The sequence below is a fragment of the Acinetobacter sp. ANC 4204 genome (assembly GCF_002135205.1).
Lineage (GTDB): Bacteria > Pseudomonadota > Gammaproteobacteria > Pseudomonadales > Moraxellaceae > Acinetobacter.
The window spans coordinates 144,030-160,175 of the sequence record NZ_NEFZ01000007.1 but is presented as its reverse complement, the minus strand read 5'-3'; the positions used below and the strand labels follow the sequence as shown (position 1 = coordinate 160,175).

The following is a 16,146-nucleotide window of genomic DNA, read 5'->3' as shown; positions in this document are numbered from 1 at the left end:
AGGATGCAGGTTTACAAGCTTCCGACAAATGTTTACAACCATGCAATACAGTGGATGTGTATCAGGAATTGTTTTGAGAATAAGGAATGATGGCAATGCAACATTTAATACAGAAAAGACAAGAAATAGAAAAGCTTAGAACCAGCAGCAGTATTTCGACGGTACAAGCTGAACAGCTCGGAAAAAGCATTGCAAGTTCGTGGCAGCGTTCTAATTCGGCAGAGATTCCTAAGGATCGTTTTGCAGCGCCCATTTCTGAAGGTTCGATGTCACAAGGTTCAGCATTACAACATGCTTTAAGTTACTGCGCGGATGAGCTCAAGCATATTGCACAGCAGTCCTCAATGGTCGTTGCTGTGGGTGATATTGGTAGTACGATTATTTGGAGTGCTTCAAGTAAGCAAATGCGTAATGCTGCGGAAAGTGTACATTTTGTAGAAGGCGGGCAGTGGAGAGAGGAGTTGGTGGGGACTAATGCATTGGCATTGTCACTTAAAACCCAACAATCGAGTTGTGTGTTTTCTAATGAACATTATATGAGTTCCATCCATGATTGGGTTTGCTATGCAGCACCAATCATCGACCCCTATTCAAAACATGTTTTGGGGGTAATTGATTTATCGACCACATGGAAAAATCATAATAGCCTTGGTTTACTGGCAGCAGAGCGCTGTGCATCTATCATTCAAACAGCATTATTGGAATACCAGCGTCAACAACTGTATATTCGTGCTTTTGGTGTGCCACAAGTGCTTTTTAATGGCAAAGTGATGGTGCTCACACCACGTCAAATTGAAATTCTGACTATTTTAGCGCTATGTCCACAAGGTATGACTTTAGATACCTTACATCAGGCTTTATATGGTGAGCGAAAAGTGAGTATAGGCACACTTAAAGCAGAAATGTCGCAATTAAGGGATTTGTTGGGGGGAATGTTGGGATCTCGTCCTTACCGAATTTTGGCGCATATAGAAGCAGATTTCCTACAAGCAGAGCAGGCATTAGATGCTGCATATATCGAGACGGCTTTAAAGCTTTGCTCAGGTGTGTTATTGCCTAAAACAGAAAGTCCGTTTCTTTGCGCATGGCGCGACTGTTTGGAGTCACGTTTAAGTAGCGCGATTTTTAAAGCCAATGAAACTGATATGCTCTTTAAGCATGTAGCACGCTACCCAGAAGCAATTGATGCTGTTGAACGACTTATTGAGCTGACACCGAGTGGACACCCGGCGCATCAGCTACTTGAGAAATACAAAATTTAATAGTTTTGATTTGAGTTATGGAATAGGTTAATAAAAATTTTGCGATTAAATCTTCTTTTGTTCTAGCCACTGAAATAACTTGGTATAGACTTCGGCACGAACATCTGGTGCAGATAAGACTAAGTCGTGTAAACCATTTTGAATGGTCTCGACACAGATGTCACCTTGTAGATTTTTCGCCTGTTTTTCAATGTCTTTGACATCTAAAATTACATCACTGGTTTGTGCAGCTACGCCCCATTTTTTTGGGTTGAGTGTTTGATGTGAATGCATAATCAGTGCAGGAACAGAAAGCTTTAAACCGCCACAATGAATTTCTTTTTGCGCTTCATGGATGGCACGGACAAAACTGATGCGAACCATAGAATAACTTGGTTGTTTCCACTGCAAATCAAAGTTCCACTCGCCGTGTTCACTCTGATGTAGGCTTGGTACATACCATTTATTCAGTTCACTTGGAAATTTTAAGTCTGGGAAATGCTTTGCAAGTCGGCTGAGTTGTGGCACGCCAAGTTTGCGTTTAATTGGATGCATATTAAAATCATAAAAAGGACTGTTGGCCCATAGCGCTTTGATTAGAGGGTGTTGTGGATGGTGCGCTGCATATAGTGTGGTAATCAAACCGCCAGTCGAGTGTCCTGCCAGTACAACAGAAAGATGACCTTCAGCACCAATAATCTCAAGAGCTTGAGTAATTTCATCGTCATATTCGCGCAGATCACGGACATTGTAGTAGTTTTGGTGGCTTAAACGGGAGCGACCATATTTTCTTAAATCAAGTGCGTAAAAGTCGTAACCATGCTGATTGAACTGTTCAGCCATTTCTGTTTGGAAGAAGTAGTCAATAAATCCATGAATATACAGCACTGCTTTGGTTGTGGTTTGCGTGGCTTTTTTACGAATGAGAGTTGCGCAAACTTCACCTTCGTAGTCATTAGCAAAACTGAGTTTGAGTTGTTCGTAGTCTTCACCAAGGACATCTGGTTGATACGCAAGCGGGTTTTGTAGTGCTGACATAGTTCACTCTGGTTGTTATTGTCATGAGTTCCCTTATCCTTGATGAAGTCAGAATTTTTGTCAACCACAAATAAAAAAAGACAATTTAAGTGCAAAGGTAAGCAAGGATTAGGCTTACCCGAATGAAACAGTATGGACGTCTGTTTCATTCCACTTAAATTGTCAAAGCAAACAAAGTGTTAAGGAGAGAACTTAGACAGCCGCTTTAAAATCTACTACTGAAGCACTTGATTTGAGCGCCGCTTTAAAGATGTCAACCACTTGAGCATGGGTTGCTTTACGAGGGTTAGTCAGCATGCAGGCATCTTTTTGCGCGTTTTCAGACATAATGCCCAAATCTTGTTCTTTTACACCCAGTTCAGACAAGCTTGATGGAATACCAATAGATGCAGATAATTCACGAATCGCATCAATGGCAGCATAGCCAGCTTCTGTCACAGTTAAACCTGCGGTGTTGACTCCCATCAGTTCTGCAATACGTGCATAACGATCAGGGCAGGCAATTAAGTTGAACTCACATACATGTGGCAGTAAAACTGCGTTACATACACCGTGTGGTAGGTTATAGAAACCACCAAGTTGGTGTGCCATTGCATGAACATAACCTAGAGATGCATTGTTAAATGCCATACCTGCTAAGTATTGTGCATAACTCATGGCATCACGTGCTTCAAGGTTCTCACCGTTTGCAACGGCTGGGCTTAACCACTCACTGATCATCGAAATGGCTTTCTCGGCACAAGCATCGGTAATTGGGTTAGCAGCTGTTGATACATAAGCCTCTACCGCATGTGTTAATGCATCCATACCTGTTGCTGCTGTTAAGCTTGCAGGTTTTGCAATCATCAGTTTAGGATCATCAATTGCAATAAGAGGAGTACAGCGCCAGTCTACAATCGCCATTTTTACATGAGTATCTGTATTGGTAATAATACAGAAACGCGTCATTTCTGAAGCTGTACCTGCTGTTGTGTTGATTGCAATCAGAGGAGTCATTGGAACGGTGCTTTTATCAATCCCTTCGTAGTCACGAATATGACCACCACCAGCAGTGACAAGCCCAATACCTTTTGCGCAGTCATGAGACGAACCACCGCCTAAAGACACGATAAAGTCACAACCTTGCTCATTATAAGCAGTTACACCGTTATGTACGTTAATGTCAGTTGGGTTTGGTTCCGCACCTGGGAAGATATGACTATCAACACCAGCATCTTTGAGATATCCTGCGATGGTGTCTGCTACGCCAAATTTGAATAAGCCAGCATCGGTTACGATCAGTGCTTTCTTCGCACCGAGGTTTTGTGCTTTACCACCAATTTCTTTGGCACAGCCTGGGCCAAACAGTGAAACACAAGGGATATAAAAACCGTTCGTTTGATCTGCAATATTTTTAAAAGCCATGGTGCGATTCCTTCTACCATATTTATGTTGTTATCGGTGCTCATTACCGTTTTTAGAGTATCGAATGATTCAAAAAACTTGTGTACCTACCAAATACCTACCATGCGTAAGGAAATGGAAAATACTGATTCTAAATCGAAAAAATAGCTATGATGAAAAGGCATAGCCTGCATGTGTGGAATTGTTTATATTGGTTTTGAAGCGGGATGAACGTCGCCAAATTCGATGAGGATTCACTGTGGACAGAAACGATAGGATTAAGCAATATCAAAACTTTGCCGTCGTGTTAAGGCAAGTTGTTCCGAGTGTTCAGCAGCTTTATCATGAGCAGTCTATGTTTCTCTCCACGCTCAGTGTGCACAATGTTTTGGGGATTGATGCAAAGCAACGCCAGATTCAAATTTTAAACCATTGCTTTCATATTCAGTTCTATCCACCGACCGAAAACAAAACGATTTGTGTCCCACAGTTTATGTATAAGGGGCACTACGCTGAATCACTTGAAGAGTTTTGTTTACATGACATTGTCTTCTGGGTGGGTGAGCAGACTCCACAGCATTCTTTGTATTTACGTAATAAAGTAAAACAGTTACGCCAGTTGTTATTGCAACAGGTTTTTGTTGTGGTTGGGGGGCTAAGCCGGATCCAAACGATTTTGACTGAAATAGAGCACAGCCATGCAGAGCTCTTTCAGCAACTGTGTAAATATATGGGCAGAATAGAACTTTCAGCAACGGATAACAATTTGCTGACTTTACTTGAGCAGTTATGTTACTTAGATGCAGATCAAGCAGAGGATATTCTGCCTATTCAGTCCTTGATGCATAGTTATGATGAGCTGTGTTTTAGTGCCAAGCAATTTCTAGAACCACATGTTTATCGCATCGTAGAAACAGCATTTCCTGAACGTTTTTGTTTACAAGAGCTGATAGATCATGGGCATGATATTTATTTGTTGTATCCGCATGCGAAAGAGCAGCCTGAACTGTTGGGTTTTGCACGTTTAATGAATCGTGATCTTTGGTCATTGCCTGATTTGCTGGCAAAGCAACATTTTTTAGAGGTGCAGACTAAAGTTTGGCAAAAAAAAGTTGCTAAACTCCCTATTTTCGATGAAAAACGTACAGTGAATTGGTTATTCAAACAAAAAGCTGTCGTGACAGACTGGGTTAGCCACAACATTCAACATAGTAGTGTACGTGTTGCTGTGACTGCTTTGAGTTATTTGGATACACAGTCTTATCATCCTGAAATTATTTTAGTAGCTTTAAGGTACTTTCAGCATGTTGCAGCACGTTTGTTTATCCAAAGCTGTTATGAACATGCTATAGAACAGCAATGGTTTGAGTTGGAAGCCAACCAGCATGTCGTCTTAAAAAATAGACGCCAAGATATGGATGATCAGCGTATAGCAATCAGCCCGTCGATTTTGTATTTGGATGAATGGTTAGAACTACTGCACCGTGTAGTACAGCAGCAACCCGAATGGGGTAAAAAAGTTTATACAAAATTGAGTCGAGTCATGCAGGCTTACATTCAGCATTTAGATAAAATTGCACAAAAACTACCTGCTGAATTAGTGATTTATTTCAGTGAAGAAAACCAACAACATCGTGATTTTTATCGCCAATTGCAGCAGTACAAACTGCCTATCGAAAGCTTTAGACAACTTTTTTATCTGAATCATCCGCCATTGCGGGTTGCGGTGTTTGATGCTTATGTCCGAGATTATTTACCTGAACATTTCGAGACGCAAAAGGATGTTTTAAAAAATGTCACATGGAATGGCCTATTTCATCAGGCTGTGCAATGGCATGATCAATTACATAGCCAAGAGTTACTTGCTGAACTGAAACGGAAAGTCGGCCATGTGTCATGGCAACCGATCAGTCATGAAGCTTATTATTTTATTGAAAGTTGGGTATTTGAGGAGCTTAAAGATATTGATCGCATCATCGCAGAGTCTCGTCGGTTTAGACATTGTTTAGCGGCAAGCTTTGCTGAACGAATTATTGTCAATGAATACGTGGCCTTTCATATGAGTCATACTGATGCACAGCGCCACTTAACACTTGGCTGCTATTATATCGCGGGACAGTTGTTATTTGATCAGTTGGAATATCCAAACAACCAAAAGGCACTTCCTGACGATGTGTTAGTGGCAGAGCAGTTTATTGCGATGCTCAACCAAGAACGACAAAAGGGCTGTTAAAATTTCAACAACACTCGACTTAATTTGTCGCACAAGAACTTCTATATGACGAGATCTGCTTAACTTTTTAGCAAAAACTCGGTAGGCTATAGCCGTTCATCAATGGTATAGGTCTTATGAAGCAAGAAACTGCACTCAAACTTCTAAAAGCGGGCGAAAATGTCTTTTTAACTGGTTCCGCTGGTGCAGGAAAAACCTATACATTGAACCAATACATTAATTACTTAAAAGCCCGTAAAGTGCCTGTGGCGATCACAGCCTCTACAGGTATAGCTGCAACACATATGAATGGTATGACGATTCATACTTGGGCTGGTATAGGTATTAAAGATGCGTTAGGGGAAGATGAACTCAAACGCATGAAAGAACGTAAATATTTAAAAGAGCATTTAGAAAATGCCCAAGTGTTAATTATTGATGAAATTTCGATGCTACATGCGAAACAGCTCAATTTGGTCAATAAAGTTTTAAAATTCTTTAAAGAAAGTGAAGAACCATTTGGTGGAATTCAGGTCATTGTTGCAGGGGATTTTTTCCAGTTACCGCCCGTGGGGAAAAATGAAGAACGTAATCGCGATAAGTTCTGTTTTATGTCTGATGCTTGGGTGGAAGCCAAGTTTCGTGTGTGCTATTTGACCGAGCAGCACCGTCAGGGCAATGACTACCTCAACGATATTTTAAATGCTATCCGTAGCCAAACGATCCGCTCCGAGCATTTGCAAGCTTTACAAGCCACACGTCAGCAGGATATTGGTGAAACATTCACACGTTTATACACCCATAATATGGACGTGGACACCATCAACTTCAAACATTTGAATGAAATTGAAAATGAAGGTCGTCAGTTTGAGGCGGTGTGTGATGGCAATGACAAGCTTATTGAAACGTTAAAGTCGTCTGTGCGCGCACCTGAAAACCTCACTCTCAAGAAAAATGCCAAAGTGATGTTTGTAAAGAACAACTTTGACGTGGGGTATATTAACGGTAGTTTGGGTGAGGTGGTTGGCTTTGAAGAAGATGATGATTTCGGAGTCTTACCAAAAGTAAAACTGACTGATGGTACAGTACTGGTGGTTGAGCCTGAAACATGGTCGGTGGACAATGATGCAGGTAAAACCATTGCCAGTTTTCAGCAGATTCCATTGCGCTTAGCGTGGGCCATCACCATTCACAAATCTCAAGGCATGACTTTAGCAGCAGCAGAAATTAACCTGAGCCATACTTTTGAAAAAGGACAGGGCTATGTGGCTTTGTCACGGTTAAAGACTTTGGATGGTTTAAGACTACTGGGTTTTAATGAACAAGCCTTAGAGCTAGACAGTCTTGCCATTAAAGCAGATCGACGTTTCCAAGAACTTTCCGATGAAGCCGAAACACACTTTGAGGTCATTGATCTAGAGCCACAACACAAGGCCTTTATTCGTCACTGTGGCGGAACGCTCAATGAAGTTGAGATTGAGCGTAATGAAAAGAAAATTGCCCGTAATGCAGGTAAAGCCAACTATGCTTCTGCAACACTCGATGAAACACGTGAACTTTTTGAAGGTGGTTATGAAATTGCCGATATCGCCCAAGAGCGAGGGTTGACGGCTGCAACGATTATCAACCATTTGGCGAAGCTACATAAAGAACAGGGCTTAGACATTTCTGTAGCTCATCCAGGCGAAGAAGTGGTAGAGCAAGTGCGAAAGATTTATAAACGTCTCATGAAACGTCAGCAAGCTGAACACTTTAGTGAAGATGGCGCAATTAAACTACGTCCGATTGTAGAGTTAACCAATCCGCGTATGGGCTATGACCAAGTGCGCTTGGCCTTACTCTATATTGAATAATGCTGCCGCAGTTGTACGATTCATACCGAAATTTCTTACTTACTTTGCTGTTAAGTTCGGTTAAACTGAATTTTAAGGGATAAGAATAACGTAAAATCGTAATGAAATTGACAGCTTGGTACATGTTACGCAAATTTGTTTATAACAATTTGCATAATGAAGACTATGAGACACCCTTAAGCCGAGGGCTGAACTATTTCCTCATTGTACTGATTATGAGTAATGCTGCTGCTGTGCTGTTGGAGTCGGTACAGAAGTACTATGTGTTGTATCAGGACTTTTTTTATTATTTTGAAATCTTCTCGATCATCGTTTTTACGATTGAATATCTCTTACGTTTTTGGTCAATTGCTGAAGCTAATAGTTTTGAGTCGGATTGGAAAAACCGCCTAAATTGGGTCAAAAGTGGTGGGGCAATTATCGACCTCTTGGCGATTTTACCTGCATATTTAAACTTCTTTGTTCAGTTCGATTTACGTTTTTTAAGAATCGTTCGTTTGCTTCGACTTCTCAAGTTAACCCGCTACTTTGTCTCTCTACAAATTCTATTGAGGGTCATTGAGCGCGAAAAAGGCTCATTTCAAGCGGTTATTTTCATTTTAATGATTATGATCATTATGGCAGCTGCGGGGGTGTATTTGATTGAAAGTCAGGCACAACCTGAGGTTTTCAGCTCTATTCCAGCTTCCATGTGGTGGGCTGTGGTTACACTGACCACCGTAGGATATGGCGATGTGACACCTATTACACCGCTAGGACGTTTCTTGGGTGCGATCATTACTATTTTAGGTGTAGGTTTAGCAGCATTACCCGCAGGTATCTTGGCAAATGGTTTGGCCAATGAACTAGAGCAGCGCAAAGAACAACTAGAACTCAGATTTCGAGAGTTAATCCAGAATAGCGACATTGACTTTGTCCTAGAAACAGAGAAAATTGAGGAAGTTCGTAAAGAGGTTGGACTGACCAAAGAACAAACACAAGATATTATTTTGCAGCTTATACGTGAGCAAAAAGAAGAGTCATTAAAACAAGAGCGTGATCAGTATGCGTATTGTCCACATTGTGGGAAGAAGCTACCTGAATAAATCGGTGTAAAGAGGCATGTGTATCAACGTTCAAATCGAATGTTGATACACATGCCTTACTTTATCTGAATAGAAATCTAGATTGGTCTAACAGGTTTGATTTACATCATCTTTAGATATAGACATTGACTTTTTTTCATGCTGAAAGGCGAGTAGCAAGATGATTAGACCGCCTAGACTTAATAAGGTACCTACCCAAATCGGTGCTAACCAGCCCAGATTTTGGCTAATGAGCCAGCCACCAATAAAAGCACCAAAAGCATTGGCAATATTAAAGGCAGAGTGATTGAGTGAAGCAGCTAGACCTTGGGCATGACCAGCAACATCCATTAAGCGGGTTTGCAGTAAAGGTCCTAGACCAGCAATACTGAAACTCACTAAAAATAGCGCAATAAGAGCCGTCGCAAGATGATCCATTGATAATGCACAAAGCACATAAGAACAGGCATTGGATATCAATACCCAAATGATGGCTTTGTTTAGGTTTTTATCGGCAAAGTGTCCTGCAACAGCACCTCCAATCACTAAACCTAGCCCGATACATGCCAGTGCAAAAGGAACAACTTGAATGCTGGCATGGGTATATTCAGTCAAAATGGGTGATACATAACTATAAACCGAAAAGAGTCCACCAAAACCAATTGCCCCTACAGCAAGAGTCATCCACATTTGTGTATTTTTAAGTCCGCGGAGCTCATTTTGAATGCTTGCAGTGTGATCACGTTGCATTTGGGGTAGACCAAAACAAATCGCGACAACAGTTAAAAATGCGATAGATGCCGAAAACTCAAAACCTGCCCGCCAACCATAGAGTTGTCCGAGCCAAGTTGCAAGAGGTACGCCAATCACGGTCGCGACATTTAGGCCCATCATCAGCATTGCAACAGCAAAAGCACGCTTTTGTTTTCCTGCAAACTCTGCTACCACCAAAGCGGCAATACCAAAGTATGCGCCGTGTGGAAAGCCTGCAATAAAACGTGAGATCAGCATAGACTCATAGCTGTTTGCGAGTGCTGTACTGGCATTGGCAATACCATAAAACAACATGAGTCCAATTAAGAGTGTTTTACGCGGAACTTTTGCAGCCAAAATGGCAATGACAGGTGCACCAATGGTCACGCCTAAAGCGTAGGCACTAATGAAATGTCCTGTGATAGGAATACTAAGCTTGAAACTCTGCGATATCTCTTGGATGAGTCCCATCGCAACGAATTCAGTCGTACCAATACAAAAACCACCGAGTGCCAAGGCTAAAATAATGACAGATAAGTGACCTGTTGATGGGCTGCTATTTTTTTGAATGGACATAAATAGAGAGTGAAATGAAAAATATTATACGTTCTTTATCACATAAAAATTAGGTTGTTCAAAAATATTATAAGTTAATTCAATAACACTAAAATCTATGCGATGCCTGAGTATTCTTAAATACAGTATCTATTGGTTTGTCTACATTTAATTGATTATTCCATAAAGTCATGCCTAATTTAGATAAAGCAAAAATAGCGCCAACTCAGTGAATATTTGAAATGTGACTTCAGCTACGATACATGTATTTAAGATTGTCCCGTCCCAATTAATAAGGTCAGTAGACCTGCGGCAATTAATGGGCCCACAGGTACACCACGCAGTAATGCAACCCCTGCTACAGTTCCAACCAACAGACCTGCAACTACATCTGGTTGATTCGACATGAGTTTCACACCGCGTCCACCTAACCATGCAACTAAAACGCCAATCGCAATCGCTAATAATGATTTAAGGCTTAAGAAAGATTTAAAAATACTTTCACCGCTAATTTTACCACTGGCAATAGGAACTAAAACGGCAATCGTTAAAATAATAATGCCGATATTTAATCCATGTTGTTGGATTAGTGGGAAGTATTCGCTCAGTGGCGTCATGCGTAAAATAATGAGTACAGCCGCAGCAATGGTTACCGCAGAATTGTGACTGAAAATACCGCAAGCCAGCAGGATGAGGAGGACGATCAGGTTCAAATCTAAGTTCGGCATAGGGGGGGAGACTGGTCAAAAAAACATGTGCATTGTAACGTTTTTTTAGCCAGTCTGCCGAATGATCCGAGTCCTTTGATTGATGTTCCTGTATTTCAGTATAAAATGAGCCTTTATTTGAAAAAGTGGTGTGCTGATGCTGTTGGAAAAAATGTTGCAGTCGCAAGGATTCGGTTCGCGGAAGCATTGCCAACAGTTGATTAAAAATGCAACCATCGAAATTGATGGGCAGATCATTACAGACCCTAAACATAAACTCAAATTAGATGGTTTGCACTTTAAAGTACATGATGAGAGTTTTGAATATCGTGAAAAAGTCTATATTGCCTTAAATAAACCTCAGGGTTATGAATGTTCACATCAGGCAACACACCACTTTAGTGTTTTCGATTTGTTTGATGATGTGCTCTTGAATCGTGGTATTCAGTGTGTTGGACGTCTGGATCAAGACACGACTGGCATGTTGTTGCTTACTGATGATGGTCAATTCTTACAGGCATTGACACATCCTAAAAAGCATGTGGCCAAAGTGTATCGCATGCAAACGGCTGATCCTATTACAGATGAACAAATCCAGCAGTTAGAACAAGGCGTTGAGTTACGTAATGAAAAAGGGATATTTGCAGCAACAGGGGTAAAACGATTAGCTGAATGTGAACTGCAAATGACGGTGCATCAGGGAGTGTATCATCAAGTAAAGCGTATGCTTGCAGCTGTCGGCAATAAGGTGGAATGTTTGCATCGTCAGCAAATTGGAGAACTCGACTTAATCACATTGTCTGATTTAGTCGAGGGAAGATGGGTGTATTTAAATGAGGAACAAGTCGCTTTAGCCAAGACTCGTCATAGCGGCCCTCATGAAAACGGCATATAAATCAGTAGCTATAAGAAGCAATGATAGGTTTTAAATTCGCTATCCGCTACAAAACCCATAGCCTCATATAGGCTGTGGGACTGGTAGTTATTTTTTTGCGTTTCAAGTGTTATGCGAATCGCTTTTTCATGACGAGCAAACAAAATTGCGGTATCAATGAGTTGTTTTGCAGAGCCATGACGACGATGTGGCGGTGAGACATAGACATCATCTAAAATATAATACGTTGCACAAGCCACGGAAGAAAAGCCTAAGTATAATAAGACAAAACCAGTAATCACATCGTCTTTGACATGAATAAAAATCACGCTTTGTTCATTTTCAAGACGAAGTTTGAGGAACTTTTGGGAAAGGCTTAAGTTGGAAGATGCGCCATAGAATTGGCGATATTCATCGAATAATACAGCAAGTTTTTCTAAGTCTTCTAAGGTGGCACGTCTTACGATCATGTATTACTCCATGCTGTTTTTTATAATGTTTACATGAAGCATACCGAAGTTTTGAACAGGATATTTCTAAAATTTGTTTAGAAATGCAACACTGTTAAGTTTTGTCACTTTCACCCAAAATTGCAGCTAATTCTTCAAATAGATCAATGTGTTCATCATCGGCAAATAAATCATTAGTGGCTGTAGAGTCGGGGCTTGTGATTTGTTCGACTGCTTTTTGTTCTTGCTTTAACTTACGTAATTTAATGAGTTGCTCTAAGTTGATGTTCTGATTTTCAATTGAAAATGGGATAGATTTGGTTAAAACCACTTGTTTGAAGAACAAACGAACGGCTTGTGCAGGTGTAATCCCCAATTGTTTAAACACGGCAAATGCTTGTTTCTTTTCTTGGGAATCGAGTCGAATTTGATAGACTTCTGTTTTTCTCATGATTTATTAAATAATTTGAATCACTTAAAGGGTAGAAGTTATTTTAATCAATTTCATTGTAATTTCAATATTCATACAATGGAATTTTAAATTGTTTTGTAATGACAATTATATTACAGTGTCAATTCAAAGTGAGAGTTGAACAGCATAAGTTGTTGAGTTATTGGGTCTTTAAATGATAATTTCTTGGCTAAAAGCTGTAATGGTTGGCTGAAATCATCGTCGGTTTTGTGTACAACTTTAGGATAGAACGGGTCATTTTTAATCGGGCAGCTTAAAGAATTAAGGTGTACACGCAGTTGATGCTGTTTTCCTGTATGTGGTTTAAGCTCGTATTTTGCCCATGTTGAGTCATATTCCAACAGCGAAATATCTGTTTCACTATTGGGTGCTTTGTCTAATACCCGCATAGTGTAGAACGGTTCACCTTTTTGCATGTGTACCCTTACAGTTCGTGGGAAATTAAGTTCTGGGTTAAAAGGTGCAATTGCATGGTAGGTCTTTTGCACCCGCCGTTCCGCAAACATTTGTTGATAAGCCCCACGCGTTTCAATGCGCTTGGAGAAAAGTACTAAGCCTGCAGTTTCACGGTCTAAGCGATGGATAGGGGTTAAATGCTCAATACCTGTCTGTTGTTTTAGGCGAACTAAAAGAGTTTGTTGAACATATTGTCCCGTTGGACTGATAGTTAGAAAATGTGGCTTATCTACCACTAAGAAATGATCATTTTCAAATAAAATCTCATGCTGAAATGGTACTTCAATTTCACGCGCTAAAAAGCGGTAATAAAACACATGTTGATTTTCAAGATATGCCGAATCTGTGCTGAGCACATTACCTACAGCGTCATAGACCAAGCCATCATGAAAACGCTGTCGCCATTCCGCAGCTTCAATGTGCTGAAATTGCGCACATAAATAAGCAAATATGCTTTTAGGCATAGGTTGAAGTTTAGGTAAGTACACCTTACTGGCACTGACGCCATTGAGCATAGGTGGACAAAATTCAGAAGTTTGGTGGTTGGACATGTTTTTTGTAGGTAATATCTAGGCGGTTGATACAGGAAAATACGAGTTTTCAAACTTGCGACTTGGGCATTTTATGGGTGCGATGCTATCATAATTACTCTTTTGCCACTTGTCGTGAGTATTATGCAGTATTCATTCAACTTAACACTCAATAATGAACAAGATACCCAAAATTTAGCGAAAATTTTGGCACAGCATTTTACGACGGGTGTGGTGTATTTGATTGGGGATTTGGGTGCGGGTAAAACTACGCTAACACGCCACTATTTACAGCATTTAGGGCATCAAGGTTCAGTGAAAAGCCCAACCTATACCTTGGTTGAACCTTACCAAGTGCAAGGGCATGATATTTTCCATTTTGACTTGTATCGTTTAAACGATCCGTATGAGTTGGAGTTAATGGGCATTCGTGACTATTTAGAAACACCCAATGCACTGTTTTTATTTGAATGGCCATCTAAAGGGGGAGATGAAATCCCTGCGGCGGACTTAATTATTGATATTCAAAAATCTGAAGATGAGCTGACACGACATGCCACATTGAGTTTTCAGTCAGTAGCATTATTACAAGCTTTAGAGAGCCAATTAAACAATGCGTGATGATTTAAAGATACGTCGTATTCATACTCTAAATCCTGCTTTAGCCAACCAAATTGCAGCAGGTGAAGTCATTGAACGCCCTGCGTCTGTGGTCAAAGAGTTACTCGAAAACTCGATTGATGCAGGTGCGACAGAGTTGATTATTCGGGTAGAGCAAGGCGGCAGTACTTTAATTGAAATCATGGACAATGGTCGAGGGATTCACGCTGAAGATCTCCCTTTGGCGGTGATGCGCCATGCGACCAGTAAAATCCAAACTGTAGAAGATTTACATGCAATTGTCAGCTTGGGTTTTCGTGGAGAGGCTTTGGCGTCTATTGCCGCAGTTTCGCGTTTAACCTTGACCAGTAGTCAAGCGGATGATGGGATTGGCTATCAAGTCGAAGTTAATGGAACTGCATTTGACCATCAAGAGATTCAGGCTGTAGCTGCACCGAAAGGTACACATATTCGGGTACAAGATTTATTTTTTAATGTGCCTGCACGTCGCAAATTTCTCAAAAAACCTGGCACAGAGTTTGGTCATATTGAAGAAATCGTTCGACGTTTAGCATTGACTCATTTCGATATTCGTTTTGTGCTTGAACATAATCAAAGCATCAAGTTGAACTTACCGATTGCTGATAGTGGTGAGTTACGTTTTCAGCGCGTACAACAGTTACTCGGTCGTGCATTTACTGAAAATGCGTATTGGATGGATGCGGATAGTATCAACATGCGTTTAACAGGTTGGTTGGGACATCCCTCCGATGCGCGGGCTCAGGCTGACTTGCAGTATGTTTATGTGAATGGTCGAATTGTTAAAGATAAAACTATCTCTCATGCGCTACGTATGGCTTATGACGGTATTTTACATGGTCATCAGCACGCAGGTTATTTGTTGTTTTTAGAAGTCGACCCTGAAAATATTGATGTCAATGTACATCCAACCAAACATGAAATTCGTTTTTTAAATCAGCGTGAAGTGCATGAGTTTGTCCGGCACTATGCCAAAGAGACTTTATCGCAGTTTCAAACGGCAACCGCAGATTTATCTGATGCAATGAAGATTGCAGAGGATCAAGTTTTGATGTCTGTGCAGCCTCGCTATCAAGAGCCTTTGCAGTTGCATCGTCATGTTGAGCCTGAACAAACTGGTGAGCAAGCCCCATCGGATGTGCTCACTGACTTTAGTTCAAATCAACCGCAAGGTGTTCATTATTCTGCGCAAACCTCGCGTTATCAGGGTTCACAACAGCTTAATAATGCCTTGCAAAGTTATTTAGCGCCTTTGCGTGATACGTCATCTAGTGTTGATCAAGCTCAGCCTTTGGCTGATTTTACAGTGCAAAGCCCTAAAGTCGATGAACATCCGTTGGGAATAGCCATTGCACAATTGCACGGTATTTATGTGTTGGCTCAAAATACAGAAGGACTGATTATTGTTGATATGCATGCAGCCCATGAACGTATTCTGCTACAGCAAATGAAGTCCGCATGGGATAAACCAGAGTTCTGGACTTCTCAGCAGTTACTCATTCCCAAAGTGATTAATATCACACGGATGCAAGCGACAAGAGTGGAAGAGCTCAAAGATCAATTGGCGCGTTTAGGTCTTGAAATTGATCAATATGGTGATGAGCAGGTGATTGTTCGTGGTGTGCCTGCGATTTTACATAAAGCCAATTTTGAGGCGCTGGTACCTGAATTACTTAATGATTTGGATCCAAATGATGAAGCGCAGGGCTTACTGCAAAAGCGTGATCAAATTTTAGCGGGTATGGCCTGTCATGGTGCTGTCCGCGCGCATCGCATTTTAGGTCTTGCTGAAATGAATGCTTTGCTTCGTCAAATGGAACAAACTGAATTTGCCAGCCAATGTAACCATGGTCGCCCAACTTGGCGTGCGTTTCCATTGGCTCAACTAGATAAGCTTTTTGCTCGAGGAGAGTAGTTGTA

Annotated in this window: 14 protein-coding genes; 7 read left to right on the top strand and 7 right to left on the bottom strand. The window is 40.9% G+C overall.

The genetic code is table 11. From position 1 onward, the window contains the following. The first annotated feature begins 86 nt into the window (after positions 1–86). The gene (locus B9T36_RS14455) at positions 87–1,262 is read left to right on the top strand and encodes a helix-turn-helix domain-containing protein (RefSeq protein WP_086210169.1); all 1,176 of its coding nucleotides are present in this window, start codon (positions 87–89) and stop codon (positions 1,260–1,262) included. Between the two features lie 45 nt (positions 1,263–1,307). Here the strand turns inward: B9T36_RS14455 and B9T36_RS14450 are convergent, their stop codons facing one another. Beyond that, positions 1,308–2,279 (bottom strand): alpha/beta hydrolase, encoded by a 972-nt coding sequence (locus tag B9T36_RS14450; protein ID WP_086210168.1) that lies wholly within the window; start codon positions 2,277–2,279, stop codon positions 1,308–1,310. Between the two features lie 192 nt (positions 2,280–2,471). Further along, the gene (mdh, locus tag B9T36_RS14445) at positions 2,472–3,683 is read right to left on the bottom strand and encodes an iron-dependent methanol dehydrogenase (RefSeq protein WP_086210167.1); all 1,212 of its coding nucleotides are present in this window, start codon (positions 3,681–3,683) and stop codon (positions 2,472–2,474) included. Between the two features lie 238 nt (positions 3,684–3,921). Between mdh and B9T36_RS14440 the strand changes: the two genes are divergently transcribed. The 3 genes from B9T36_RS14440 to B9T36_RS14430 all read left to right on the top strand — a co-directional run bounded on the left by B9T36_RS14440 (position 3,922) and on the right by B9T36_RS14430 (position 8,812). After that, positions 3,922–5,895, top strand: coding sequence for a hypothetical protein (locus B9T36_RS14440; RefSeq protein ID WP_086210166.1), 1,974 nt, complete (start codon positions 3,922–3,924; stop codon positions 5,893–5,895). Positions 5,896–6,011: 116 nt separating this feature from the next. Next, positions 6,012–7,727 (top strand): AAA family ATPase, encoded by a 1,716-nt coding sequence (locus B9T36_RS14435; RefSeq protein WP_086210165.1) that lies wholly within the window; start codon positions 6,012–6,014, stop codon positions 7,725–7,727. Between the two features lie 101 nt (positions 7,728–7,828). Continuing rightward, the gene (locus B9T36_RS14430; RefSeq protein WP_086210164.1) at positions 7,829–8,812 is read left to right on the top strand and encodes an ion transporter; all 984 of its coding nucleotides are present in this window, start codon (positions 7,829–7,831) and stop codon (positions 8,810–8,812) included. Positions 8,813–8,899: 87 nt separating this feature from the next. Here B9T36_RS14430 and B9T36_RS14425 read toward each other — a convergent pair whose 3' ends face one another. Continuing rightward, on the bottom strand, positions 8,900–10,120 hold the full coding sequence (locus B9T36_RS14425; RefSeq protein WP_086210163.1) for an MFS transporter: 1,221 nt from the start codon (positions 10,118–10,120) through the stop codon (positions 8,900–8,902). Between the two features lie 248 nt (positions 10,121–10,368). Further along, on the bottom strand, positions 10,369–10,827 hold the full coding sequence (locus B9T36_RS14420) for a DUF441 domain-containing protein (RefSeq protein WP_086210162.1): 459 nt from the start codon (positions 10,825–10,827) through the stop codon (positions 10,369–10,371). Positions 10,828–10,963: 136 nt separating this feature from the next. Between B9T36_RS14420 and B9T36_RS14415 the strand changes: the two genes are divergently transcribed. Further along, complete coding sequence (locus tag B9T36_RS14415; protein WP_086210161.1) at positions 10,964–11,701, top strand: pseudouridine synthase; 738 nt, start codon at positions 10,964–10,966, stop codon at positions 11,699–11,701. Positions 11,702–11,709: 8 nt separating this feature from the next. Here the strand turns inward: B9T36_RS14415 and B9T36_RS14410 are convergent, their stop codons facing one another. The 3 genes from B9T36_RS14410 to B9T36_RS14400 form a co-directional block, all read right to left on the bottom strand. Next, a complete protein-coding gene (locus tag B9T36_RS14410) occupies positions 11,710–12,150 on the bottom strand; it encodes a GNAT family N-acetyltransferase (protein WP_086210160.1) in 441 nt (146 codons plus the stop codon). A 94-nt stretch (positions 12,151–12,244) separates the two neighbouring features. After that, positions 12,245–12,580, bottom strand: coding sequence for a type II toxin-antitoxin system RelB/DinJ family antitoxin (locus tag B9T36_RS14405; protein WP_086210159.1), 336 nt, complete (start codon positions 12,578–12,580; stop codon positions 12,245–12,247). A 113-nt stretch (positions 12,581–12,693) separates the two neighbouring features. After that, positions 12,694–13,608 (bottom strand): pseudouridine synthase, encoded by a 915-nt coding sequence (locus B9T36_RS14400; RefSeq protein WP_213033329.1) that lies wholly within the window; start codon positions 13,606–13,608, stop codon positions 12,694–12,696. A 123-nt stretch (positions 13,609–13,731) separates the two neighbouring features. Between B9T36_RS14400 and tsaE the strand changes: the two genes are divergently transcribed. Both tsaE and mutL read left to right on the top strand, forming a co-directional pair. After that, positions 13,732–14,208 carry a tRNA (adenosine(37)-N6)-threonylcarbamoyltransferase complex ATPase subunit type 1 TsaE gene (gene tsaE, locus B9T36_RS14395; RefSeq protein ID WP_086210158.1) on the top strand — a complete coding sequence of 159 codons (477 nt, stop codon included), beginning with the start codon at positions 13,732–13,734 and terminating at the stop codon, positions 14,206–14,208. Further along, a complete protein-coding gene (mutL, locus tag B9T36_RS14390) occupies positions 14,201–16,141 on the top strand; it encodes a DNA mismatch repair endonuclease MutL (protein WP_086210157.1) in 1,941 nt (646 codons plus the stop codon). The genes tsaE and mutL overlap by 8 nt, the downstream gene beginning before the upstream one ends. Positions 16,142–16,146: the final 5 nt, after the last annotated feature.